General features: G+C 35.7%; 25 protein-coding genes. 8 read left to right on the forward strand and 17 right to left on the reverse strand.

What is annotated here, in order from left to right; translation table 11 throughout:
- Positions 1 to 323 precede the first annotated feature (323 nt).
- From BFM98_RS21415 to BFM98_RS21430, 4 genes are all read right to left on the reverse strand, one after another.
- Positions 324 to 1,091: a nucleotidyltransferase domain-containing protein gene (locus tag BFM98_RS21415; protein ID WP_066038332.1), complete on the reverse strand. Its 768-nt coding sequence runs from the start codon at positions 1,089 to 1,091 to the stop codon at positions 324 to 326.
- Between the two features lie 95 nt (positions 1,092 to 1,186).
- A complete protein-coding gene (locus BFM98_RS21420) occupies positions 1,187 to 2,122 on the reverse strand; it encodes a hypothetical protein (protein ID WP_066038333.1) in 936 nt (311 codons plus the stop codon).
- Positions 2,119 to 2,676 (reverse strand): RNA polymerase sigma factor, encoded by a 558-nt coding sequence (locus BFM98_RS21425; RefSeq protein ID WP_054548847.1) that lies wholly within the window; start codon positions 2,674 to 2,676, stop codon positions 2,119 to 2,121. Before BFM98_RS21425 ends, BFM98_RS21420 begins: the two co-directional genes overlap by 4 nt.
- A gap of 124 nt (positions 2,677 to 2,800) precedes the next feature.
- Positions 2,801 to 2,983, reverse strand: coding sequence for a hypothetical protein (locus BFM98_RS21430; RefSeq protein ID WP_066038363.1), 183 nt, complete (start codon positions 2,981 to 2,983; stop codon positions 2,801 to 2,803).
- A gap of 122 nt (positions 2,984 to 3,105) precedes the next feature.
- On the opposite strand from BFM98_RS21430, the gene BFM98_RS21435 reads away from it, so the two are divergent.
- Positions 3,106 to 3,597 carry a hypothetical protein gene (locus tag BFM98_RS21435; protein WP_048395293.1) on the forward strand — a complete coding sequence of 164 codons (492 nt, stop codon included), beginning with the start codon at positions 3,106 to 3,108 and terminating at the stop codon, positions 3,595 to 3,597.
- Between the two features lie 68 nt (positions 3,598 to 3,665).
- On the opposite strand, the gene BFM98_RS21440 is transcribed toward BFM98_RS21435, so the two are convergent.
- The gene (locus BFM98_RS21440; protein ID WP_004233441.1) at positions 3,666 to 3,938 is read right to left on the reverse strand and encodes a hypothetical protein; all 273 of its coding nucleotides are present in this window, start codon (positions 3,936 to 3,938) and stop codon (positions 3,666 to 3,668) included.
- 175 nt (positions 3,939 to 4,113) lie between these two features.
- Positions 4,114 to 4,320, reverse strand: a complete 207-nt coding sequence (locus BFM98_RS21445; RefSeq protein ID WP_054548846.1) for a hypothetical protein — start codon at positions 4,318 to 4,320, stop codon at positions 4,114 to 4,116.
- 237 nt (positions 4,321 to 4,557) lie between these two features.
- On the opposite strand from BFM98_RS21445, the gene BFM98_RS21450 reads away from it, so the two are divergent.
- The 4 genes from BFM98_RS21450 to gnd are packed head-to-tail and all read left to right on the forward strand — an operon-like array spanning position 4,558 to position 9,612.
- A complete protein-coding gene (locus tag BFM98_RS21450; protein ID WP_048395289.1) occupies positions 4,558 to 5,289 on the forward strand; it encodes a GntR family transcriptional regulator in 732 nt (243 codons plus the stop codon).
- Complete coding sequence (gntK, locus tag BFM98_RS21455; RefSeq protein ID WP_066038334.1) at positions 5,282 to 6,823, forward strand: gluconokinase; 1,542 nt, start codon at positions 5,282 to 5,284, stop codon at positions 6,821 to 6,823. The genes BFM98_RS21450 and gntK overlap by 8 nt, the downstream gene beginning before the upstream one ends.
- 15 nt (positions 6,824 to 6,838) lie before the next feature.
- On the forward strand, positions 6,839 to 8,185 hold the full coding sequence (locus BFM98_RS21460) for a GntP family permease (RefSeq protein ID WP_066038335.1): 1,347 nt from the start codon (positions 6,839 to 6,841) through the stop codon (positions 8,183 to 8,185).
- 26 nt (positions 8,186 to 8,211) lie between these two features.
- Positions 8,212 to 9,612, forward strand: coding sequence for a decarboxylating NADP(+)-dependent phosphogluconate dehydrogenase (gene gnd, locus BFM98_RS21465; protein WP_066038336.1), 1,401 nt, complete (start codon positions 8,212 to 8,214; stop codon positions 9,610 to 9,612).
- 53 nt (positions 9,613 to 9,665) lie between these two features.
- Here gnd and BFM98_RS21470 read toward each other — a convergent pair whose 3' ends face one another.
- Positions 9,666 to 11,210 (reverse strand): histidine kinase N-terminal 7TM domain-containing diguanylate cyclase, encoded by a 1,545-nt coding sequence (locus BFM98_RS21470; protein ID WP_066038337.1) that lies wholly within the window; start codon positions 11,208 to 11,210, stop codon positions 9,666 to 9,668.
- Between the two features lie 95 nt (positions 11,211 to 11,305).
- Between BFM98_RS21470 and BFM98_RS21475 the strand changes: the two genes are divergently transcribed.
- The gene (locus BFM98_RS21475; RefSeq protein WP_066038338.1) at positions 11,306 to 11,638 is read left to right on the forward strand and encodes a BRCT domain-containing protein; all 333 of its coding nucleotides are present in this window, start codon (positions 11,306 to 11,308) and stop codon (positions 11,636 to 11,638) included.
- Positions 11,639 to 11,682: 44 nt separating this feature from the next.
- Here the strand turns inward: BFM98_RS21475 and BFM98_RS21480 are convergent, their stop codons facing one another.
- From BFM98_RS21480 to BFM98_RS21500, 5 genes are all read right to left on the reverse strand, one after another.
- Positions 11,683 to 12,771 (reverse strand): DUF4179 domain-containing protein, encoded by a 1,089-nt coding sequence (locus BFM98_RS21480; RefSeq protein WP_066038339.1) that lies wholly within the window; start codon positions 12,769 to 12,771, stop codon positions 11,683 to 11,685.
- Complete coding sequence (locus BFM98_RS21485) at positions 12,768 to 13,322, reverse strand: sigma-70 family RNA polymerase sigma factor (protein WP_066038340.1); 555 nt, start codon at positions 13,320 to 13,322, stop codon at positions 12,768 to 12,770. The genes BFM98_RS21480 and BFM98_RS21485 overlap by 4 nt, the downstream gene beginning before the upstream one ends.
- A gap of 193 nt (positions 13,323 to 13,515) precedes the next feature.
- Positions 13,516 to 14,190, reverse strand: coding sequence for a peptidylprolyl isomerase (locus tag BFM98_RS21490; protein ID WP_066038341.1), 675 nt, complete (start codon positions 14,188 to 14,190; stop codon positions 13,516 to 13,518).
- Between the two features lie 154 nt (positions 14,191 to 14,344).
- Entirely contained in the window at positions 14,345 to 16,213 is a 1,869-nt protein-coding gene (locus BFM98_RS21495) for a leucine-rich repeat domain-containing protein (RefSeq protein WP_066038342.1), read from the reverse strand.
- A gap of 160 nt (positions 16,214 to 16,373) precedes the next feature.
- Positions 16,374 to 17,384, reverse strand: coding sequence for a GNAT family N-acetyltransferase (locus BFM98_RS21500; RefSeq protein ID WP_066038343.1), 1,011 nt, complete (start codon positions 17,382 to 17,384; stop codon positions 16,374 to 16,376).
- Between the two features lie 224 nt (positions 17,385 to 17,608).
- On the opposite strand from BFM98_RS21500, the gene BFM98_RS21505 reads away from it, so the two are divergent.
- The gene (locus tag BFM98_RS21505; RefSeq protein WP_066038344.1) at positions 17,609 to 18,592 is read left to right on the forward strand and encodes a tRNA dihydrouridine synthase; all 984 of its coding nucleotides are present in this window, start codon (positions 17,609 to 17,611) and stop codon (positions 18,590 to 18,592) included.
- A gap of 39 nt (positions 18,593 to 18,631) precedes the next feature.
- Here the strand turns inward: BFM98_RS21505 and BFM98_RS21510 are convergent, their stop codons facing one another.
- Positions 18,632 to 19,879, reverse strand: coding sequence for a TerD family protein (locus tag BFM98_RS21510; RefSeq protein ID WP_066038345.1), 1,248 nt, complete (start codon positions 19,877 to 19,879; stop codon positions 18,632 to 18,634).
- A 244-nt stretch (positions 19,880 to 20,123) separates the two neighbouring features.
- Between BFM98_RS21510 and BFM98_RS21515 the strand changes: the two genes are divergently transcribed.
- Entirely contained in the window at positions 20,124 to 21,314 is a 1,191-nt protein-coding gene (locus BFM98_RS21515) for an MFS transporter (protein ID WP_066038346.1), read from the forward strand.
- Positions 21,315 to 21,430: 116 nt separating this feature from the next.
- Here BFM98_RS21515 and BFM98_RS21520 read toward each other — a convergent pair whose 3' ends face one another.
- The 4 genes from BFM98_RS21520 to queC are packed head-to-tail and all read right to left on the reverse strand — an operon-like array spanning position 21,431 to position 23,866.
- On the reverse strand, positions 21,431 to 21,970 hold the full coding sequence (locus tag BFM98_RS21520) for a VUT family protein (RefSeq protein ID WP_054548832.1): 540 nt from the start codon (positions 21,968 to 21,970) through the stop codon (positions 21,431 to 21,433).
- Between the two features lie 41 nt (positions 21,971 to 22,011).
- Positions 22,012 to 22,740: a 7-carboxy-7-deazaguanine synthase QueE gene (gene queE, locus BFM98_RS21525; RefSeq protein WP_066038347.1), complete on the reverse strand. Its 729-nt coding sequence runs from the start codon at positions 22,738 to 22,740 to the stop codon at positions 22,012 to 22,014.
- On the reverse strand, positions 22,733 to 23,203 hold the full coding sequence (queD, locus tag BFM98_RS21530; protein ID WP_066038348.1) for a 6-carboxytetrahydropterin synthase QueD: 471 nt from the start codon (positions 23,201 to 23,203) through the stop codon (positions 22,733 to 22,735). Before queD ends, queE begins: the two co-directional genes overlap by 8 nt.
- 3 nt (positions 23,204 to 23,206) lie before the next feature.
- Positions 23,207 to 23,866 (reverse strand): 7-cyano-7-deazaguanine synthase QueC, encoded by a 660-nt coding sequence (queC, locus tag BFM98_RS21535; RefSeq protein WP_054548829.1) that lies wholly within the window; start codon positions 23,864 to 23,866, stop codon positions 23,207 to 23,209.
- Positions 23,867 to 23,868 lie beyond the last annotated feature (2 nt).

The raw sequence follows: 23,868 nt of genomic DNA on the forward strand, positions 1-23,868 counted from the left end.
AGCCATGGAGCAACCTCGGAGCACACCATTTCTGTATCAATTATTACCTTATTGCAGTTTATCACAATTAGTTCAAGAATAAAATATCAACTATTTATATGAGAGTTATCAGCTTTTTTCGAGCCTTTCCAATCATAATTCAAGCAAAAAAATCACTTTTTGTTCTAGATAAAAATTGAATTATTTAAGCTTATTGGAATAATCGGCCTAAAAATGGTTGACATTTTCATAAAAAATAGGTTCTTTTTATTATTATATCTGTATAATAACATATAAATATGAAGCTCGTCTTGTATCTGAACTAACTTTCAATTTTCCACAGATTAACTTTCGATTGGGCTTTTTATATGCCAGCCATCTATATGAAAACCACCCATTTGTATGAGCACATACTCTACTACTGCTTCATATGACGCCATCATCTTTTCAGCATTGTCCTCATGCATTGCTCTCATAAAAATTTCTCTAAAGTCCTCATCTGGAAATGCTGACTTACTATATTTTTGCAGGTAAATTGGATCTTCAAGATAGGCATAGATTTGATAAAAGGGTATCGTTTCTAGATTTAAAAACTGACAGTACACCAAAAATAAATTGGCTAATGAGTTATGGTAGGTAAAGGAAAAGTCCATTCTATCCTGCTCATAACAATCCTTTAAATTATCTAGTGCATCCCATAGTTCATATTTTTTTATTTCTAAGACCGTTTCATTCATTGTGTTATATTTTTCTTCGAGCCATTCCTCTGCCTCAAATTTCAAGTCTTTTATTATTCCAGTATAATCAAATAAAATCCTACCTGTTTTAAATTGGACCATCGACATAGTTCTTCTTTTTTTAAAATCATCTTGGAAATACCCACGAATTTGACTTGATGGATTCGCAAAGTATTCAATTAAAAAACCATCAATAACACGATTCCCTCTTTCCCTCCACCCCACATTATCCGCCAAAATAATATGAACATCAATATCAGAGCGCTTAGAGGGATTTCCAGTAATATAGCTCCCACATACGAGCGCTCCTACAACTTCCTCTTTATCTTGCCATGCTTTCAGGAACGTTTCTAAGGCTATTTTCCATTTTGCCATTGATATCATTCACTCCCTTTTTAATTGATTTATTTCTACAATACTATTGAAAAAACAGAAAACCTTTAAATACGTTTTCTGTTTTTATCTGCTTCTTATTTAATTTCTTTAACAGTTAATTTCTTTTGGCTAACTTCATAAGTGACTACCACGTTTTTAATAAACGCCGTATCATCATAGGAGAGACTAGCTTCAAATTCTATTGTAGCATCTCCCTTCCATCTAAGATGATCCACATAGCTATAGTTTTCATGATCTGTTCGAATCCAAGTATCTAACCCTTGCTCAGCACCATATTTAACCCTTGAAGATTCTACTAACTCTGGGCTTACCATTCGCTCTTCCACATTGATGACTTCAACAAATTCACTTTTATTAGAGTTCGTGACAATAGCAATTAATTTCTGATCAGGTGAAGGAATTATCTCTTTAATATACATTGATGGACTGGAGAAGCTAGAATATGCCTCTAGCACATCATCTTTTATACGCCAAAGAACATTTTGGCTTCCGTAATCTGAATAATTATTGAATAAAGTAAAGAAGACGCTCCCATCTGCTAATTTATATACCTGCTGACTTTTAAAGCTTCCCGATAAAATATCGACAGCAAAAATAGCCGAATTTGCAATTTTTTTGTTATCACTTTGTATAAATGGCTGAATAGCCTTTAACGCCTTATTTCTCAACTTTTCATCATTATAGCTCTCTACTAGTCTATTTATTGCAATATAGATATACTCCTCTTTGTCACTATCTAGAGCTTTTAGAAATTTATCTGCATCATATTTTGTAGCTGGCATTAGTTCCATGTCCTCTGCTGATAAATAACGAATATAAAGCTCATTATTTTGATGTTTATAGTAAGCTGCTGCTATTGTGGCAGTAGAAACTGAGCTTACGATCATCATACTTATTACCACAGCGAGCCATTTTTTAGAAAAACTTTTCTTCTTTACTTCATAGTTGGCGGCTTCAATTAACTCTTCCTCTATAAATCCAATTTCACGATATAACTCCTCTTTTTTCATATATATAATCCCTCGCTTTCCAAATAAAATCTCAGTTTATTACGTGTCCTAAATAAGTTGGACTTAACTTTACTACTACTCATTTGAAAGTGTAAGGAAATATCTTTTATAGAATAGGAGTACCAATATCGTTGAATAAATATATTTCTAGATTGTTCATCTAAGGTATATAAAAATTGGCTAATGTATTGAGCAAGTTCACCCGCTTCATAGGATGTTTCTACCGTATGAGAAGAAGCTAGACATTCTTCCAGCTCTGTGAGAATGACCTCAAACTCATTGTTTCTCTTTTTGGCTGTATTATAGCTATGCTTATCAAGTGCAATATTACGTATGATTCTCCCTAAAAAAATAGATAGTTTTCTTGGTATCTGTGGAGGGATTGTGTTCCATGCAGCTAGGTAGGCATCATTCTCACATTCTTCAACATCCCTCAAATTTGCCAAGATTCTTCTTGCTATTACTCTACAATATGCTCCATATTTTTTCCTTGTTTCCAAAATAGCCTGCTGTGAGCGTTGTATGTATAAAGCAACTATTTTTTCATCGTCCATTTGCATTTTCTCCTTTTATGTACTCTTACTTATAAAGTAGATAATCCAAACAATTGGTTGCATGTTGTGGCAAAAATTCTGGTAATGAAAAAACCGCACTCTTTTAGGTACGGTTCTCCACATTTCAAAATAAATTAGATAAAAATGTTTGTATTGATGTAGGTAATAGCTGAAAGAATAATCCCTCATATTTAATATCCAGTATACCAGCGACAACAATAACAACGAAAATTAACAATAGAAAGATTTTCTTATTTTTAGAAATCCAATTCAATAGATGCCACTCCTCTGTCCTAATAGTAAGCATGTTTAGTATAAGTTGATTGCTATCAAATAGCATCCTATTCATTGTCTGTCACCTAATTTTACAATGCTACATAAATTAAAATGATACGCTAAAAATGAGAAATATGTAAGAAGGGAATGGGTATGGTCAATTTTAAATCTTTTCGGGGTGTTATCACTCAAATCAGTGATTTTTCTGTTGGGCAAAACGGAGATAAGAACGGTTGTTATAAAATAATGACCTTAGAAGATGGTGCTGGTGGGGTCGTCAATTTTATTATTTCTCCCTCCACCTATTTTGTTAATCGTGAAATTGTCACTACTGGTGAATGGGTAACAGGATATTATGATGGAGATGCACCTGTACCGATGATTTACCCGCCACAATACCGTGCTTTAATTATTGTAAAAGAAAGCAATTATCATAATGTAAAGGTAGATTTCTTTAATCAACAATTACTGAGTAGTGATGGACAATTACAATTAAACCTTTCTCCTACTACGATTATTTCACTTAAAAATGGGCAGCCTTTTACCAATAGTCCTGCCAATCGAAACCTCATTGTTGTTTATGGTCCTACCACTAGGAGTATTCCTGCTCAAACCACTCCCTATGAAATCATTGTTTGGTGTTAATTTAATCACATTTAAACAACGGCTTAAACCTCACTACGTGAATTTAAGCCGTTGTATATTGTTATTTTTTATTCAGTATCATTTTTCATTTCATGTAATTGTTGTTTAATCTGCTCTAGATATTCTTTATTTTGCTGAACCGTATCCAAATGCTCACCATATTGTTCTGCATTGAAACGTGCATTTTCAGCATGCTTAATCTGATTAAATGCATGTTCTATTGCTATTTCCTCTGGATGTGATTTTGCATGCTTTAATAGACGATCCGCCTTTTGCACAGAGTTACTAAACAATGTGCTAGGATGATCCTGCTTCCAACTTGTATCGGAGTGCTTAGCCAATGTATATATCTTCCCTTCTTAAAAATGTTTTCATTGTTCTAGATGTAGTATTATGAAATGCTCTGATAATATGTATGGAAGAAAATAAACACAATATTTCCCAGGCTATAATCAAAGGACTAAGGCATATGCCTTAGTCCTTCTCTCAATGTCATGAATAGTTGTCAAATATAAATTAGTGCCATGCAGTCCTCTCACTGACTGGTTGCTTGATATCTGTTTTTCCTTGTGTTTCAGCAAAGTTATTGATTTGTGCTGAAGCTGAATCAAGCTCAAATTCAGCACCAAACTCCTCACGATGAAGTGTCTGACGCTGTTGATTTGTTTTATTTGCACTTTTCGTACCATTTGATCTGTTACGATTTGTATCCATATTTGACATAACCATCCTTCATCGATTATTTGAAAAGCTTTAAAACCTTGTACAAGTTTTACGAACTTTTCATTCTAAAGTTTGTCCAAGGAGGAAAAAAGAATGTGCATTAATTATTTTTTTTAGCTAAGTATAGAGTTGAGGATTTTTCAATTTTTGATTGTTAGTAAGTCGCTTGCAATCTTATTTTCTTTCTGACTATAATACTTGTATACAAGTATACTCCAAATCAAAAAGGGTGATATTATGAGCGAATATAATGATTATTTATATCCACAAAAATGGCTTTCTAAGGCTTCTACAGGTGATCGCGTAGCATATGAACTTAGAATGCGTATTATTTCAGGTTTAATTGAAAGCGGTACCATTCTTTCAGAAAACAAACTGGCAGCTGATTTTGAAGTAAGCCGTTCACCCATTCGTGAAGCCTTAAGAATATTAGCTTCTGAAAATATCATTCGATTAGAGAAAATGGGTGCTGTTGTCATTGGTTTATCTGAAAAAGAGATTGAAGAAATTTATGATGTTCGATTGCTGATTGAAACATTTGTGTTTGAACGTCTCATAAAAATGGATACAACTAGCTTAGCACTAGAACTTAGCAAAACATTAGAAATGATGAAAGTTGCCATTAAGTATAACGATGCAGACGAATTTTCTTATCAGGATGTTATGTTCCATGAGACAATTATTCGTTCCATCGGACATTCCTATATCACCATGATTTGGAATAATTTAAAGCCAGTAATGGAAGGCTTGATTTTACTATCTATGCGCATGCGCTTTAAAGAGAAATATGAGGATTTTACTCGTATTGTGAAAAATCATGAGCTCTATATTGATGCTATTAGAGCCAAAGATCGAGAGCTTATGATTAAATCCTTACATGAAAATTTTGATGATGTTCAAGGCAAAGTAGAAGATTTATGGCGGTCACAGCAAATGCTATCTAAAGGGGTTGAGCCACAAAATGACTAACTATATGTTAGGTGTTGATATAGGGACTACTAGCACTAAGGCCGTATTATTTAGTCAACATGGGAAGGTTATTCAACAAGAAAATATTGGGTATCCATTATATACACCGGATATTTCGACAGCAGAACAAAATCCAGAAGAAATCTTTCAAGCTGTACTACAAGCCATTACCAACATTATGAAAGTCCATTCTGATAAACCATTACTATTTGTTTCCTTTAGTAGTGCTATGCATAGTGTGATCGCTATGGACGAAAATGATCAACCGTTAACACCTGTCATCACTTGGGCGGATAATCGTAGTGAAGCATGGGCACATAAAATTAAAACTGACTGGAATGGCCATGAAATTTATAAAAGAACAGGTACACCTATTCATCCAATGTCACCACTAAGCAAAATTACTTGGCTTGTGCATGAACATCCTGAAATCGCGCGCAAAACGAAGAAATATATCGGTATTAAAGAATACATTTTTAAAAAGTTTTTTGATCAATATGTCGTCGATTATTCATTAGCTTCGTGTATGGGTATGATGAATCTCCATACATTAGATTGGGACGAAGAAGCTTTAGCTGTTGCAGGTATTGCGAAAGCACAATTATCCACACTCGTACCAACAACTCAACTATTTTTAAATTGCAATGACCTTTTAGCTAAACAAATTGGTATTGACCCACAAACACCTTTTGTCATTGGTGCAAGTGATGGCGTGCTCTCTAATCTAGGTGTGAACGCCATTCGAGAAGGCGAAATTGCTGTCACTATTGGGACAAGCGGTGCTATCCGTACCATAATTGATAGGCCCAAAACAGATGTAAAGGGTAGAATTTTTTGCTATGCACTAACAGAAAACCATTGGGTCATTGGTGGACCCGTAAACAATGGTGGTATGGTATTACGCTGGATTCGCGATGAGTTTGCCTCTTCTGAGATTGAAACAGCTAAAAGACTAGGTATTGATCCATATGAAGTGTTAACGAAAATTGCTGAACGTGTTAGACCTGGTGCTGATGGGCTGCTATTCCATCCCTATCTATCAGGTGAACGTGCGCCTTTATGGAATCCAGATGTCCGTGGTTCATTTTTTGGTTTAACTATGTCTCATAAAAAGGAACATATGATACGAGCTGCCCTCGAAGGGGTTATCTACAATTTATATACTGTCTATTTAGCATTACTGGAATGTATGGAAAGCCCTGTCACTCGTATTCAAGCAACAGGCGGGTTTTCACGCTCTGAGATTTGGAGACAAATGATGGCGGATATTTTTGAATCCGAAGTGGTAGTACCTGAAAGCTATGAAAGCTCCTGTCTAGGCGCTTGTATTTTAGGCTTATATGCTACAGGAAAAATTGATTCCTTTGACGTTGTCTCTGATATGGTTGGTGACACTTATAAACATACGCCGATCGAAGAAGCAGCCAAAGAATATAGACAGCTACTCCCAATTTTCATTCGTTTATCTAGAGTTTTAGCAGACGACTATACGTCAATTGCTCAGTATCAAAGGAGCTTAATTAAGCCCGACTAAAGAGGAGGAGAATACATGCCATTAGTTATTGTAGGTATTGGTATTATTGCGCTGTTAATTTTAATAATGGGCTTTAAATTAAATACGTTTATTTCATTAATCATTGTTTCATTCGGTGTTGCTTTAGCTCTTGGGATGCCTTTGGATATTATCGTAAAAACGATTGAAGCAGGGTTAGGTGGAACATTAGGTCACTTGGCACTAATATTTGGTCTTGGAGCGATGCTAGGAAAATTAATTGCCGATTCTGGCGGTGCACAGCGTATTGCCATGACCCTTGTGAATAAATTTGGAGAAAAGAACATTCAATGGGCAGTTGTAGCAGCATCCTTTATTATCGGTATCGCTCTTTTCTTTGAAGTAGGTCTTGTGCTATTAATCCCAATTGTCTTTGCTATTTCAAGACAATTAAAGGTTTCTATTTTATATTTAGGAATTCCAATGACCGCAGCCTTATCTGTCACACATGGATTTTTGCCACCACATCCTGGACCAACTGTTATTGCTGGCGAATTTGGGGCAAATATTGGTGAGGTGTTGCTTTATGGCTTTATCATCGCCATTCCGACTGTTATTTTAGCTGGACCATTATTTACAAAATTAGCGAAAAGGTTAGTGCCTGAATCATTCAACAAAACTGGAAATATTGCCTCTCTAGGTGAACAAAAAACATTTGAACTAGAGGACACACCGAGTTTTGGAATAAGTGTTTTTACTGCACTATTACCCGTTATTTTAATGTCCATTGCTACTATTATTACACTGTTACAAAAAACAATTGGCTTTGAAGATAATAGCTTCTTAGCAGGGATCCGCTTCATCGGTGAAGCTGGTACATCCATGTTAATTTCCTTATTAGTTGCCGTCTATACAATGGGGATCGCAAGGAAAATTCCTATTAAGCAAGTAATGGAGTCATGTACAACAGCAATATCCCATATCGGTATGATGCTCTTAATTATTGGGGGCGGTGGTGCCTTCAAACAAGTTTTAATTGATGGTGGTGTCGGTGATTATGTAGCTGAACTCTTCCATGGAACTACCTTATCGCCAATTTTACTAGCATGGATTATTGCGGCTATTTTACGCATTTCATTAGGGTCAGCTACGGTTGCTGCTTTAACAACAGCTGGGTTAGTCATTCCAATGTTAGGTCAAAGTGATGTAAACCTTGCCTTGGTCGTGTTGGCAACAGGTGCAGGAAGCTTAATTGCTTCACATGTCAATGATGCAGGTTTCTGGATGTTTAAAGAATATTTTGGATTAAGCATGAAAGAAACATTCGCTACTTGGACCTTGCTAGAAACAATTGTATCTGTGGCTGGCTTAGGATTTATTTTATTACTTAGTTTATTTGTTTAAAAAATGTTTAAAAAGGAGCAAGTACAATGTTAAATACAATTGGCGTTATTGGATTAGGTGTTATGGGCAGTAATATCGCTTTAAACATGGCTAATAAGGGCGAGCAAGTAGCCGTTTATAATTACACACGAGATTTAACCGACAAACTTCTACAAAAAGTTGAAGGACAATCGCTTACTCCTTACTATGAAATAGAAGAGTTTGTACAAGCTTTAGAAAAACCAAGAAAGATTTTTTTGATGGTGACAGCTGGGAATGCTATTGATTCAGTTATTCAATCAGTAGTGCCTTTCCTTGAAAAGGGCGATGTCATTATGGATGGCGGCAACTCTCATTATAAAGATACAGAGCGTAGATACGATGAACTTAAAGCTTTAGGAATTGGGTATTTAGGGATTGGTATTTCTGGTGGTGAAGTAGGAGCATTGACAGGACCATCTATCATGCCCGGTGGTGATCAAGAGGTCTATAACAAAGTAGCACCTATACTGACAAAGATTGCAGCACAAGTGAATGATACACCATGCTGTACGTATATTGGTCCCAAGGGCGCAGGTCACTTCGTCAAAATGGTACACAATGGAATCGAGTATGCAGATATGCAACTCATTGCGGAGGCCTATACGTTTTTAAGAAAAAATATAGGATTATCCGTTGAGGAAATTGCTACTATCTTTGAAACATGGAATCAGGGTGAATTGAAAAGCTATTTAATCGAAATAACAGCTGAAATCTTAAGGAAAAAAGATGAGATAACAGGATTACCACTGATTGATATGATACTTGATAAAGCTGGTCAAAAAGGTACTGGGAAATGGACAAGCCTGCAATCTATAGACAATGGTATTCCTACATCAATTATTACGGAGGCCTTATTCGCTCGCTATATTTCATCATTAAAAGAGGAACGAATTCAAGCAGAGGCAATACTATCTGGACCAAATTATAAACAGCAAAATTTAGATAGAGATGTCTGGATTGAATACGTCCGCCAAGCGCTATATATGGGGAAAATATGTGCTTATGCACAAGGATTTACACAATATAAAATGACATCAGAGCTTTATGAATGGCGTTTACCATTAAAAGATATTGCATTAATTTTCCGTAGTGGTTGTATTATTCGAGCAGATTTTTTAAATGTTATTAGTGAAGCCTATCAAAAGCAACCTTCTCTAAATAATTTATTAATTGATCCATACTTTGCAGAAAAGTCGATGGACTATCAAAATGGATTAAGAAAAATAGTTTGTGAAGGCATCCAAGCAGGAAACGCGTTCCCTTGCTTGAGTGCTTCTCTCACATATTACGATAGTTATCGAACAGGTTCATCTAATGCTAATATGTTACAGGCACAACGTGATTATTTCGGTGCGCATACGTATGAACGAATTGATGCACAAGGTGTTTTCCATACAAATTGGTAAGTAAAAAGCTAAAATATACATCATTGCCTCAATGATTGTATATTTTAGCTTTTTTATTCTAGAAAAACATGTACTCGATTACGGCCTGCTTGTTTTGCCGCATACAGTGCTTTGTCCGCATTGTTTAAAAGCTGATACAGTGTCTCTTGTCCCTTTGTGCCTTCTGCTACACCACAGCTAATAGTAGCACGAATTGCTCCCTCAGTAGTCATAAGTGGCTGGGATTCTACGCTATTACAGAGCAAATTAGCTAATGCTTGCCCCTCTAATAATGTAGAGTCCTTGAGTGCAAGAACAAATTCCTCACCGCCATACCGTGCAAACAGTTCTCCTTTTTTCAACACACTCTGACAAACCTTTACGACATGAACTAGTAATTGATCACCGATAGCATGCCCATACGTATCATTGACGTTTTTAAAATGATCGATGTCCATTAAAATGACAGTAAAAGCTGAGGATGATTCTCTTGCCTCGCTGTAAGCCTGATTACATTGTTGAAAAAAAGCTCGACGATTATAAATTTGTGTAAGTTCATCGTAAAAAGCGAGTTGCTCTAACTGTCTTTGTAGCTCCTTCAACTCTGTTATATCAGTGAAAATAAGTAATAACCCCTTACCATGATTAACATGTTGCAGCTCTGTAACACGCACTTGATAAGTATGATCAGAAAGCACAATCTCGATGTCTTGCGTATTCACCACTGCCTCCAATGTAAATGGCATCGGTTGTCCAGTTACTTCAATCCATGTTTCCCCAATATCCCTACCAATCATTGATCTGGTTAGCTGAGGAAATACCTTGCTACAGGCTTGATTAAACTCTATTAATCGAGCAGATTCATCTAACACAATAACCCCATCATTGATACTATGAAATATTGCATCCTTGGCAACAGGCATCACCCTAAATAACCGTGAGGAATTAATAGACCATAAATATAAAAATGAAGAAGCCCATAATACCATAGGGACAGGATCAACTCCTTGAGGTGTTAAGCCCAATAAATAGATGAATGCTGTTATCATAGGAATAAGTTGACCACACATTAAGGCAATTAATTGTTGCCGGTAGGCCTTAGTAGTCTCTTTCCAATGGATTAATACTAATAAGAAGGATACGAACATACAGCCAAAAGTAAATATGCCATGAATGATATACCATATGCCAATTTCCTGATGAACATAAGGTTCCCCTAATATAGGATCTATTTCAAATACTCTATAATGAAAATGGTGTATATCATTTGTAACAACCATGATTAAGCTAATAAATGGAATGGCAAGAAGAGCCATTATCTTTTTCCTTGTCAGATGAAAACCGAGGTATTGCATGATAAACAATAATCCGAGAGGCGTTGAAAAAGCCATACCTACATATTGGATGGCCGTCCAAACCTTTATGGCACTTAATGTTGTAGCGATTAAACCAAAAGCAGAAGCAAAACAATATACCGCAATTAATGCGGTATAACTAATAAACAATTGAGCAATTTTTGTATAATTGTAGCGTTTTAGAAATACGTATAAACATAAATACAAATTTAGTACACCTGATGTGCAGCTAAGAGTAATGAAAGCAGTCAATTGCGAATTCATGTCTATGTACCTCTTTATATTTTTAATTTTAATGTAGCATACATATAAAATTTTGTGGATTTATTTATCGATTAATTTTTTAAGGAGTAACGAATATGATCAATAAGGATAACTCAGAAATCATTTTCTTTTCTGATCCAGTTGAAAATCTAACCCACCCCTTTTATAAGAAACAAATTGTATTCACAGGCGCCCTTTCTACCATGACACGATCCGAAGCCTCCAAACAAGTAAAAGCATATGGAGGGTATTTACAGGGAGCTGTTACACAACATACTGATTTCGTTGTGCTTGGTAATAAACGTAGGGGTATAAGCGCCAAGCAGCAGAAAGCTGAGCAGCTAATCCGTGAGGGGCAAGACATTCAAATATTAATAGAAGATGATTTTTTATGGCTTATTTCGATCCCAAAGAAAGATGATAAGTAAAAAGAGTATGTAAGGTTGTTCTTCTTACATACTCTTTTAATTTTTTACTTTATCGGAACAGCAATAGGCTTTAATGTATATGGCTCTTTTATCAGTTCTAATGCCCCTGTACTATCCTTAATTTTGTATACACCTACTACAGGGGTAATCATAATCGAGGTAGCTTGTTCATCAAATTTATTTGCAACAATACGAGGAAAATTTTCACGCCCTTTGAAATCTGTATTATGACTAGTTCCTCTAAAATGAATTACATTATAATCATTCCCTAAATCATCTGTCACAATATAGTCAATGAGAACTCCTTGCCAAGCTTCATTTTCTTTTTCTACCAAGACTTCTTCGGAAAGATAAAATGTTGTAGCGATAGGTGTTTTCGTTATTTTAAAAGCTTCAATTTTTATACCTTTTCCTTCTGTTTTCATACTATCCTTTTCCACCCTTATTGTTTCACTTTCAAGCTTCTCTAAAGCAAATTCAAATGCCCAGTCACCTGCTACTGAATTATTTACATTATTTAAATCAACAATTTGATTTCCTTGAAAATTAATGTGAACTTCCTCGGGCTTAGAGCCTCTAATGAGTTCAAAAATATACAATACTGCATACTCATTGCTGTTTATCTTTTGAACCATATAATTTGTTGAATAGCCGCCATATCGATACCTATTTCCAAATTCCTTAGCAGTTAGTTCACGATTGTCACCATATAAAACTGGCCTTTCTCCTAAATCCTTTTCACTTTTAATAGTGTAAGCAATAGTAATATTTTCGCCATCATATACAGCATCTGTGACAGTGACTTCAACTTCATTACTTTCTTGGCTCACTCCGACACTTGTAGAATACTGATCATAGTTGTTAAATACATACCTTTCATCATCAATAAACAATTCGAATATACTTCCGATAAACGGTAAATTTGCAGCAAATGTAGGAAACGTATAACCAAGTGTCATACTGGATGCAATAAAAAAAGTAGCTGCAACAATAAAATTTTTAATGAAATGCCTTTTCTTTTTGACTATCATGACATTTCTTTTCACTCTCTCTTTTTCAAGCGAGCTCACTTCCATCGGCTCTATATTTATATCAAGATTTAAATCATTAAATTGTTTATATAGCTTTTTCATGTCATACTTCCCCCCAAACGAATTTGCTGTAATCGTTTTTCCCCACGATATAATCGATTATCAATAGCGGCTTTTGTTAAACCATAATGAATAGCAATTTCTTCGTTTTTCATATTTAAAAAGTATTTCATCGTAAAAATATCACGGTCTAATTGCTCTAATTGCGTCATCATGATGAGCACTTCCTCCGTTGTTGTCTTGATTAAGTATTCCTCTTCAGCCGATATTGCGGCTTCACCTGTTTCATTTAGCTCATAAAAATATGGCATTTTAGACAACCTTCTTTGTTTCGAAATGGCTTTAAACTTTGCTATCGTGCAAATCCATCTTCTAAAATCCTCTTTATCGCCTCTAAATTGTTTAGCATTTTCATAAGCCCCTAGAAATGTATCACTAATACATTCCTCTATTATTTGAGGATCATTATAGGATTTTAGAGCATTATAAATAATCGCTTTGATAATCCCCATATATTCATCAATAACATATTGAAGTGCTTCTTCTCGTTTTTTCTTAAGATGTTTTATAAAATTTTCATCTGTTACCCTCATGCAAACACCCTTTCTTCCACAAACATAAAGAATCCTTTATATAAAACATCGCTCAATCTTAAATTTCTTCTCATATTACTCAAAAATATTTATAATTTCAATTTTTTAACAAATATAAAAGGCCAAATCTCAATTGATTTAGCCTTTTTAATGTTTATAGTATAGATTTTAACCAATAGCATTGGGACGAAAACTATTTGTTTACCTTAGGTGCTGGATAATCAAAGCCCTTTGTATCCACCTCTACCTTTTTCATCTGCTGATCTTCTAGTGGTTTATTTGTAGCATCTCGCTCTGCTCCAACAATGGCATCAACTGTTTCCATACCTGCAATCACCTTGCCAAAAGCAGCATATTTTCCATCAAGATGTGATGCTGCCTTTACCATAATGAAAAATTGTGAGCCTGCTGAGTTTGGATCATCTGAACGAGCCATCGAAATAACACCACGTTCATGCTTCATATTATTTTCAAATCCATTTGAGGTAAACTCACCATCAATCGAATAATCAGGTCCTCCAGTACCATTCCCTTTAGGATCTCCACCCTGAATCATAAAATCAGGAATAACCCGATGGAAAATAAGACCATCATAGAATCCATCTTTTACTAAAGCAATAAAGTTAGCTACTGTATTTGGTGCTACAGTAGGCTCCAATTCAATAACAATTTTTTCATCATTGCTCATCGTAATCGTCACAATTGGATTTTCCTTCACTTTTGACGCATAATCCATTGTTTCTTGTGTTTCTTTAGCTGTTTTTCCCTCAGTTTTCTCACTATCCTTAGCTGTACCACAGCCTGTCAAAACAACAATAATGGCTAGCATAGATAGCATAAAAAACAAACCTTTATTACGTACGAACATATCCTTTCAACTCCTCTTGTTAAGCATTAATTCATTATAAAACTATCCAAACTGTAGGACAAATCCAAGAGAGACAATGACAGAATATTCCTGTCATTGTCTCTTTTTATTTCTACTATATTAATTTCGTAGGTTGCTATTAATTCACATTATTTCAATAAATCATAATTCCCTTGTCTAATACAGATTGATTTTGTACCTGATTCCCTAAAATATATAGTTTTTTTAAGTTGAGCAAATTCACTAAGGGTTCTACATTCGAAATAGCATTATTTTCTAAATGAAGCACCTCTATTTGTTGCCAATTTCCCAAGAAATTTAACGATTGTAGTGAACTATCTTGTAAAGTGAATGAACGTAAATTTGTAAAGCCAGCAAAGTAAGGCATGATCTTATCTACTTCTTGCACCCATTCCCCATTACCAATTTGAATGGAAACATCATTTAAAGTTAAATGCTCCAGCACGTTGTTCGTAAATGGCTTGCTATTCACCTGAAAATTACATTCATTACAGTTTAACATTTTTACATGCTGCAAATTGAATAAGTCATTGGTTTCATAAAAGAGGGTCTCATTTAAATTGATTGTTTGCAAATGAGGTAGGTCATTTAATGAACGAATACCTGTAAGAATTCCATACTCCATGACTGTAAGCTGTTCTAGCTGTGGGTATTTCAGTAGTTCTGCACCATTCAATTGCGAATCCGATCCACTTATAGAAACCGTCAAATCTCTTAAAGCGGGTGCTTCTAGCTGTGGTAAAAATGAACTCTTCAGCTCTGCTTTTTTCAAATGGGGCGCTACAATCGATGAAATATCACCATGATAGCCAGTTAACGATAACTCTGTCAATGACGTTAGACTGTTAACCATATCCAACAATTCCACTTGACCAGGAGAAGCTAAACGTAGCTTTGTTAAAGATGACATATTTCTAAGTCTATCTAAATTGATGATATTCATGTTTTCAAGATCTAAAGATTGTAGTTTAGGCATGTTTTGTATAAAATCAAGCGTTTTTAAATTTCTTACTGACGTAAGCTTCAATTCTTGTAATTGAGTCAATGAGTAAAGTGGGCTAAAATCTGTAGCTTCACTAATGTCTATTGCTAACGACTCTAGATTAGTTAGTGTAGACAGCCACTTTAAATCATTAATTGATTTTAAGGAAAGTGATTTCAGCGATAATTTATTTAGAATCTGAAAATCTGTCACCTCTTCAGCCACATAAGATAGTTCTAGAGATTGAAGATTGGGGAACTCTAATAATAAAGCAAGTTCATCATTACTTCTAATTTGGATAGAGATCTCTTTAACATTTGACTTATCACTAAAATATCCTGCGATTTTACTAAATGATTCATTAAAACTACCTGTATAACTTTTTAAGTTTTCAAGATGTTGGAAGCTTACTTTTTCACTTTGTGATATTTCATAATCATTCATGAGCTTTAAAACCGTTAATCCAGTAAAAGCCTCAAAGTCCTTTTGTTCAATTTTTTGCGTATTTAATAATTTATCCATAATGATATAAGTAGAAATTTTAGCTTCCTTATTTGTAAAAGGATCTTCTAGACTATAATCAAAATGCCATTGATTGTCAGAATAGTAGGCAGCCAAATATCGAATACTTGCAATCTCTTCTTTTGCTGGCATCGTCCCACCTTTATCAAAAATATCTTTTAAAAAGAACAGAAGAACTTCACTTTCAGGCATTGTTCGAATGGATAGTTCTTCACGGTTTCCATCCTCTGTTTGATTACTACTTAAAAGAAAATACCCAAAGAATACACACATCATGACAATTGGTATCATAAAGAGCAGCTTTAAATTTGTTTTTGGACGGGATGGTGTATGAGGAGAAGCTGTTCCATAATAATTATTAATCGTTTGATCAACATAATAAATTTTATTCTCTTTCAACATGATTTCCGTATCACAAAAAGGACATTTGAATGTTTGCTCTTCTTTATATTCAATTTTCCCATTACAATTTGGACAATTTAATTTAATAAATTCCACTGGCAGCCCCCCAGCACTATTTTTCCATTAAGCTTAGTTGTCTAAAAAATAAATGTCAATATTTACGAAGTATAGGCAAGCAATCTAAAACTAAATTTTAAGTGTCTAGCCAGCTGTTTGAATTCTTCATAACAGCAGAATTTAATAAATCTAACTAAATTTACAATAATCCTATACTTGGGTTATTAAAGTTTGCCCAGGCTATATCACTGTTAATGTACCTAACCATTCTATAGGCTACTGGCTTAAAACCGCACTTAGGCCAAAATGCCGATGCAGCAAGATTAGTTATTCTCCAATCTGTAATGATATTCTCATAGCCCGCCTCTTTCATCCTTCTATAGCCTTCATCCATCAACTTTTTTCCCACACCTCTTCCCATTTGAGAAGAGTAAGTACCTGCAATCGTTAGCTCTATTGCATGCTCAGGTGTCATCAAATCTGAATGTATAGGATAATATTTTTGAAATCCTAATTCCTGCCCATCCTTTACTGCAACGAAACATGTATCATCATTCTCCTCTACTATACTTTTATATGAGTCTTTTATGCTCATGACAACCTCAGGGAATACAGGCTCAAATGTAGGTGCGGAATTTTGATACGATTGAATGATCCTAGACATTTTCCCCATCATTTCACTATCCATTTTATTTGCAACCCTAATCTCTGCATTACATGTATTTTTAAATGGTTTATAATCCCCAATGTTCATGACCCCATGTACTTGTTGTATAGAAAAGCTTAATCGTTGGTAGGCATCATAGTAAGCCTGATTTCCAAGAGGGATTATCGTGTAATGCATAAAGCAACCTTGCTCTAGCCATACCACTGAAATCTCTGCATATAATTTTCTAATAAGCTCAGCGGATTGATCCTTTCTGATTGCCAACCCTTCATAGGGTACCCATACATGTCTGCCTCTTAGAGAGTCATTCTTGATGACTCCGATTAAATATCCTACTAGGTCATCTTTAATAAATGCTCCAATCCCCTTAATAGTATTATGAGCAAATAAGTTTTCAAGTATATTTGTTATATGTTCAGCATTAAGACAGCTATTGTTTAGAAATGGATATACTTCACCCTCAAGGCTCTGTCTATTTTCGAGTAATTCAGCCATTGTGGGTACATCATTCACACCGATTGTTTTATATTTATATTTCCCCACTTCAACTCTCCCCCTAAATTTCTACATTATATTACATATTATATCATTATAGATAATACAGGATTTTGTTGGTTATTTTTAATTACTTTCTAATCTAAGAGAGCCAAAGTCTAATTACAATGATGCATTTCTATCCTTAAGCTAAGCCAATTAACTATGTAGAAATAAAATAAATATGATATCTTTTTGCAAGGTAGTATTTTGGAAAGAGAGGATTTTTAGCAATGAATCAAAAAAATTTCTGGCTTGATTTACCACGGCCATTCTTCATTTTAGCTCCAATGGAGGATGTGACAGATGTTGTATTTCGTCATGTCATTCAGGAAGCAGGGAGACCCGATGTATATTTTACGGAATTCACCAATACGACGAGCTATTGTCATCCAGATGGGTTAGATAATGTACGTAACCGCTTAGCTTTCACAGAAGATGAACAGCCTATTGTTGCACATATTTGGGGAGACAACCCTGAACATTTTCGTCAAATGAGTATTGGTATGAAGGAATTAGGCTTTAAGGGAATTGATATTAATATGGGTTGCCCAGTTGATAATGTAGCAGAAAGAGGTAAAGGAGCTGGATTAATTCTTCATCCTGACCTAGCCGCAGATATTATTCAAGCAGCCAAAGCAGGAGGCTTACCCGTTAGTGTCAAAACAAGACTTGGCTTTACGGATGTAGCAGAATGGCGTGAGTGGCTTACACATATTTTAAAACAGGATATCGCCAATCTTTCTATTCATCTCCGTACAAGGGAAGAGATGAGCAAGGTCGCTGCACATTGGGAATTAATTGGAGATATCAAAAAACTACGTGATGAAGTTGCTCCCCACACATTACTGACGATCAACGGTGATATTCCTGATCGTTTAACAGGTCTAAAACTAGTTGAGCAATACGGTATCGATGGTGTAATGATTGGGCGCGGGGTGTTTTCAAACCCATTTGCCTTTGAAAAGGAACCTAAGGAGCATAGCGCCAAAGAATACCTTAATTTACTATACTTACACCTTAACCTTCATGACCACTATTCCAAGGAATTCGAAACACGTTCATTTAAAGCATTACAACGTTTCTTTAAAATATATGTACGTGGCTTCAAAGGGGCTAGTCAATTGAGAGTTCAATTACTGGGTGCACATTCTACGGATGAAGTCCGTGAATTACTAGCTACGTATATTGCCCACGAACTAAAGGAGAATAAATAAGAGGAGATTGGCTATCGCCACTCTCCTTTTTATTTGCTTTTACTTGTAATCATTTATTGGGCCTTTATCCATTAGAACTTCTACCATATTAGAAGAGCCCATCTTCAGCTTAGGTCTACGTTCAGAATTTGGTTCACTATAAAGCTCTAATGGGCTGATAATCACACCATCTGGAGTATTATGAAGTATTCCAGGTACACAGGAATAAATTCTATCATTATTATTAGCATTTTTAGCAAAAATAGTAACGGAGGTTCCATTATGATTATCAATACTCATAGACACCTTATATCTATAGAATGAGCCTGTGCCATTTGATTGGGCGGAATAAACCACAGGAACAACAGCTAAAACATTATTATTTAATCTCAATTTGATTACTTCAGTTTTTGTTGAACCAGCATCTCTCCCAACATCCCCCATGTGTTCGACTACCCCGTTGTGAAAACTCCTAAGTGGGGGTGTATTTTTCGCCCCAAACATAGCTACATCGATCTGCTGACCATCCTTTGTATAGACTAAAGCATATATATCGTAGTCAGTACCAGTTTGCCATGATACCGTAGCAGTAATTTCAGGCGTTTTATCAATGATAACTGGCTTTTGACCTTTGGTGAGACTGACATTCCCCTTTACCTTTTCAAGATTTATCTGTGATAACATGTTTTGTCTATTTGTACTTTCTGGAACATTTAATGATTGATCAGGTTCTATCAGCATTTGTTTTTTTATAGTTGTTGATTTAGAAAACTTGTTTTGTTCTTCAGGTTCAACCTCAACACCGTAATTTTTACATAACCCCTCTAACCCAGAATCAAATCCCCGCCAAATAGATCTCACCTTTGTCTGACTATTTCTTAGATATAATTCTAATACTACGATTCCATTTTCATTTGCAAAATTAGCTGGTGCTAAATTGATAATATTGTTATCAGTACATATTTCTGCCTTTAAATTTTTCACATTTGAAAAACCTCGGCTATTATCTTCTGTAAGTGTTATAGCTATTTTAGTAATACCTTCAGGGATTTTACTCATGTCAAAATTCATTTTATGTATTTTTATATTCCCTACATTCTCAGATGGTATCAGGGTAGCTGCACCAGATAAGCTAGTTGGTTGATTATAAAATATAATGCCGCTATCTCCTTGTACCTTGTTTACATCCGTTAAAAGGAATGCAGTTAACGAAATATCGATCGAATTAGACATTTCGTAGCTAATAGTAACACTACCTTTTTGGGAACTTATAACTGTATTTGCTCCCATCTGAAGGAATTGAATCATGTGAATCCCCCTTATCCCCTTATTATGTATAGATATCAAATTGATAAAATTGCAAAGTTAATCTTCCAATTAAAAAATTCGAGTAATATTTACAAAATCCTTCTTTAGAGGTAGAAAATTGGAAACAAACACTGATATTTACAGGAAACCAATCTAATTTCTCATAAATGCATTTTATGATATGATGTTTAAATTGTGTGTCTACTAAGTAGCACAGTTACATTCTTCAAAGAAAGAGGTATTTATGCATCATACACAGTTATCCAAGCGACATTGGTTACTTATCTTAACACTTGCATTATTAACATTTGTTCTTGGGACAAGCGAATTTGTTATTGTCGGGATCTTAACTGATATTTCTTCAAGCCTTCATATGACAAATGCAAAAGCAGGCACACTCGTTTCTGCGTTCGCTATCACATTTGCCATCGCTACACCACTCGTGATGTCAGCAACAAGCCATTTTCCAAAGCGTAAATGGATGTTGTTTTTGATAGGTTCCTTCATTGCCTTAAATGCTCTGTGTGTAATTTCAACGAGCTATATTATGCTCCTTATACTTCGGGTTATGACCGCGATTGTAACAGGTGTATTGATCTCTCTAGCCATGATTGTTGCAAGCGAAACCATGCCAATTAATAAACGCGGCCTTGCTATATCATTTGTTTTCGGTGGTTTTACACTGGCCAATGTAGTTGGAGTACCCATTGGAATTGTAATCGCTGAATGGTACGGCTGGAATGCCACTTTTATGTTAACCACTCTTCTCGGAGGGTTGGCGTTTGCGGCATCTTTTTTTGTCTTACCTACTCGACTCAGCCAAGTACGAAGCTCAATACGGGATCAATTTTCTTTAATGATTCAGCCTCGAATTTTAATTGCCTTTTTCATTCCTGCTCTCGGGTTTGGTGCAACCTATGCAGTCTTTACGTACCTTGTTCCTATTTTAAAGGGAATGGGTGCACCAAATAATTCTATAAGTTTAATCTTATTCGGCTACGGCTTTCTTTCGATTTTCAGCAACATTCTTGCCGGTAAAATTGCCACTCACAATGCCATCGGCCGACTTCGGTTTGTCTTTCTCGCACAAGCTATTGTATTGACAAGCTTATTTTGGACAACAAACCATTTTATTTTAGGATTAGCGAACATCGGACTAATGTCACTAATGGCCATCCTCTTAACAACATCTACTCAACTTTATTTAATAGATTTGGCCGAAATTTATAAACCAGATGCTAAAGGACTCGCTGCTTCTCTTATGCCCGTGGCAAGTAACGTAGGCATCGCTTTTGGGTCTGCATTAGGCGGCATTGTATATCATCAAGGAAATTTGATGAATGTCACATGGGTCGGTGGTATAGTTGCCGTCAGTGCAAGTCTACTAACTTTCTTTAGTTATCATTTAGACCTTAAACAAAAGAAAACAGCATAAAAAATGCAAGAGGTACCTTAGAAAGAATATAAATCAAACAGACCCATTCGAATAAAGCGAATGGGCCTGTTTTTAAAAAGCTTACTTGTGATCCGTATCTTCATAATAAGGAATAATTATTCTGGAATAATATATTTTTCTTTCATTGGCCCAACTTTATTTAAAATAATTGCGCCAATCATTTGTATAATCGTCTTCACAATAATTTGCCCCAAAATGGCGGCAGGTACCGCTTCCCATGGCAATATATTGGCACCAAGTGGACTTAAGCCGATTACTACGAAAATTGCAGAATCTAGAAATCCTCCAACAATACCACTGTAGAACACACGCCAAGCCATTGGTAATTTTAATCGAGTATAAATTTCAGTATCAGCCGTTTCAGCGACAACAAATGATAGCGCTGAGGCTACCACAATTAAAAGTGTATCACCTAGTAGGAATGACACCACAGCTGATAAAATTAAAGCTGTAATAATAAATAAATACGTCTTTTTTCTACCATATTTATTTTGTACTAGATCCCGAAAAATAAAGGTTGCCCCAATTAAAAGCGTTCCCATTGGAACAATAAACATACCAAAATGGAATGGTGCAAATGCTGCCGTTACCACATTAGCAATAACAATAGATAATAAATAAAATAATATTCTCAAACTATTACTCCTCAAGTAAATTTAATTTTTGTAAGAGCACCCTACACGCCTCTTTTATTTCCCCACACAAGGGCATGTAACTGTGGCAGTACTTTAACATCTCTTAAATCCTCATCCTTCATTACTCTATCAATCAGTGCACGATATTTATCCAATAAATTCATCATTAATTGTGAATTATCAGTTGCCGTGAGATCATCATTACCGACTTGAAGATAAAAAGGAATCATGGGATATCGATGGTGAATTTGTTTAGCATAATCGTAATCCTCTTGATTAAAAACGACTATTTTGAGGGATACATGGTGATTGCTGTTCCGATCTTTAAGTTTTTCGAAGATATAAGAGAGCACCGAGTAGTCTGTGGTCATTCCAGAACTAGGTGGCTTTGGTGAAATTGTCAGTTCATCAATCTCATACATCCACTTTTGCCACCTACTCCCCTGTGTTTCTACCCCGATTTTTATGTCATTTTCTTTTAAAATGGCAATAAGCTCTGATAAATTCGGATTGAGTGCAGGATTGCCGCCTGAAATTGTGACAAATGAAAAACCATTGCCCCCTAAACGTTTCAACTCAGACCAAATCTCTTCCGCTGTCATTTGGACAATAAGGTGCTTTCCACTGCCATCCCACGTAAACGATGAATCACACCAAGAACAGGAATAATCGCAGCCCGCAGTTCTTACAAACATTGTCTTCTGGCCAACGACCATACCCTCTCCTTGAATCGTTGGCCCAAAAATCTCGATAACAGGTACTTTACTCAACTTCCATCCACTCCCTTCTAGCTTCTGCATAGCTTGTTGGAGTCTCGTAAAGCCTGATAAACTCTACACGTACACCGTTATATCCTTCATCAAGCAAAGCCTCAGTCAACTTTTCGTAAATCCAAACAACAATATTCTCTGCCGTCGTATTCATGAGTGGAAGCGTTTCATTTAAATAACGGTGATCCAAATGAATCTCTATTTTACGTTTCCATATTTCTTTTATATCGCCGAAATCAATCATCAAACCACGTTCATCTGTGTAGCCACTCAGTCCTAATATAGCTCGATAGGTATGCCCATGTAGATTTTTACATTTCCCTTCATAATGATGTAGATGATGGGCAGCATCGAAGGTAAATTCTTTGCTTATGAGAACACGCTTTGCATGATATTTCAATTGATTTCTTTGAATATCCACATCAATTCTCTGGAGTCTCTCAACGATTTTAAAATCTGACATGCCTTAAGACTCCTTCCTATAACTTAAATACTCATCAAGCCCTTTATTTCGCAATTTACATGCTGGGCATTCACCACATCCATCTGCTATGACACCGTTATAGCAAGTCAACGTTCTTTGCCGTACAAACTCAAGTGCCCCAAGCTGATCAGCTAATTCCCATGTTTGTGCCTTATTCAGCCACATCAAGGGTGTATCAATCACAAAGGAATCATCCATCGATAAATTTAACGTTACATTTAAGGATTTAATAAAGACATCTCGGCAATCCGGATATCCACTAAAATCAGTTTCACAAACACCTGTTACAATATGCTTTGCCCCTACTTGGCTCGCTAAAACGCCCGCAAATGAAAGAAAAAGGAGATTGCGGCCAGGCACAAAAGTCGATGGGAGCTCACCATTTTCTCCGTCCTTCACCTTTATGTCTTGTCGTGTCAATGCATTCGGAGCAAGTTGATTCAGGAGAGACATATCAAGTATGTGATGCTTGATACCAAGCTCCTCTGTTATCACCTTCGCACAGTCAATTTCAAGACGATGCCTTTGACCATAATCGAAAGTTACTGCCTCAATCTCTTCAAAGCGTTCTTTTGCCCAGAACAAACAAGTTGTGCTGTCCTGACCTCCACTAAATACTACAATTGCTTTTTCCTTTTTCATCT

The organism is Lysinibacillus sp. AR18-8 (genome assembly GCF_001705465.1).
Lineage (GTDB): Bacteria > Bacillota > Bacilli > Bacillales_A > Planococcaceae > Lysinibacillus > Lysinibacillus capsici.

Excerpts from the sequence above, each read along its gene's own strand:
- BFM98_RS21425 (WP_054548847.1), bottom strand. The coding sequence starts at position 2,676 with ATGGACGATGAAAAAATAGTTGCTTTATACATACAACGCTCACAGCAG.
- BFM98_RS21430 (WP_066038363.1), bottom strand. The coding sequence starts at position 2,983 with ATGCTTACTATTAGGACAGAGGAGTGGCATCTATTGAATTGGATTTCT.
- BFM98_RS21420 (WP_066038333.1), bottom strand. The coding sequence starts at position 2,122 with ATGAAAAAAGAGGAGTTATATCGTGAAATTGGATTTATAGAGGAAGAG.
- BFM98_RS21415 (WP_066038332.1), bottom strand. The coding sequence starts at position 1,091 with ATGGCAAAATGGAAAATAGCCTTAGAAACGTTCCTGAAAGCATGGCAA.
- gntK (WP_066038334.1), top strand. The coding sequence starts at position 5,282 with ATGACTAACTATATGTTAGGTGTTGATATAGGGACTACTAGCACTAAG.
- BFM98_RS21450 (WP_048395289.1), top strand. The coding sequence starts at position 4,558 with ATGAGCGAATATAATGATTATTTATATCCACAAAAATGGCTTTCTAAG.
- BFM98_RS21490 (WP_066038341.1), bottom strand. The coding sequence starts at position 14,190 with ATGTTCGTACGTAATAAAGGTTTGTTTTTTATGCTATCTATGCTAGCC.
- BFM98_RS21505 (WP_066038344.1), top strand. The coding sequence starts at position 17,609 with ATGAATCAAAAAAATTTCTGGCTTGATTTACCACGGCCATTCTTCATT.
- BFM98_RS21515 (WP_066038346.1), top strand. The coding sequence starts at position 20,124 with ATGCATCATACACAGTTATCCAAGCGACATTGGTTACTTATCTTAACA.
- BFM98_RS21470 (WP_066038337.1), bottom strand. The coding sequence starts at position 11,210 with ATGAATTCGCAATTGACTGCTTTCATTACTCTTAGCTGCACATCAGGT.
- gnd (WP_066038336.1), top strand. The coding sequence starts at position 8,212 with ATGTTAAATACAATTGGCGTTATTGGATTAGGTGTTATGGGCAGTAAT.
- queC (WP_054548829.1), bottom strand. The coding sequence starts at position 23,866 with ATGAAAAAGGAAAAAGCAATTGTAGTATTTAGTGGAGGTCAGGACAGC.
- BFM98_RS21460 (WP_066038335.1), top strand. The coding sequence starts at position 6,839 with ATGCCATTAGTTATTGTAGGTATTGGTATTATTGCGCTGTTAATTTTA.
- BFM98_RS21445 (WP_054548846.1), bottom strand. The coding sequence starts at position 4,320 with ATGTCAAATATGGATACAAATCGTAACAGATCAAATGGTACGAAAAGT.
- BFM98_RS21435 (WP_048395293.1), top strand. The coding sequence starts at position 3,106 with ATGGTCAATTTTAAATCTTTTCGGGGTGTTATCACTCAAATCAGTGAT.
- BFM98_RS21480 (WP_066038339.1), bottom strand. The coding sequence starts at position 12,771 with ATGAAAAAGCTATATAAACAATTTAATGATTTAAATCTTGATATAAAT.
- BFM98_RS21510 (WP_066038345.1), bottom strand. The coding sequence starts at position 19,879 with ATGATTCAATTCCTTCAGATGGGAGCAAATACAGTTATAAGTTCCCAA.
- BFM98_RS21485 (WP_066038340.1), bottom strand. The coding sequence starts at position 13,322 with ATGAGGGTAACAGATGAAAATTTTATAAAACATCTTAAGAAAAAACGA.
- BFM98_RS21475 (WP_066038338.1), top strand. The coding sequence starts at position 11,306 with ATGATCAATAAGGATAACTCAGAAATCATTTTCTTTTCTGATCCAGTT.
- queD (WP_066038348.1), bottom strand. The coding sequence starts at position 23,203 with ATGTCAGATTTTAAAATCGTTGAGAGACTCCAGAGAATTGATGTGGAT.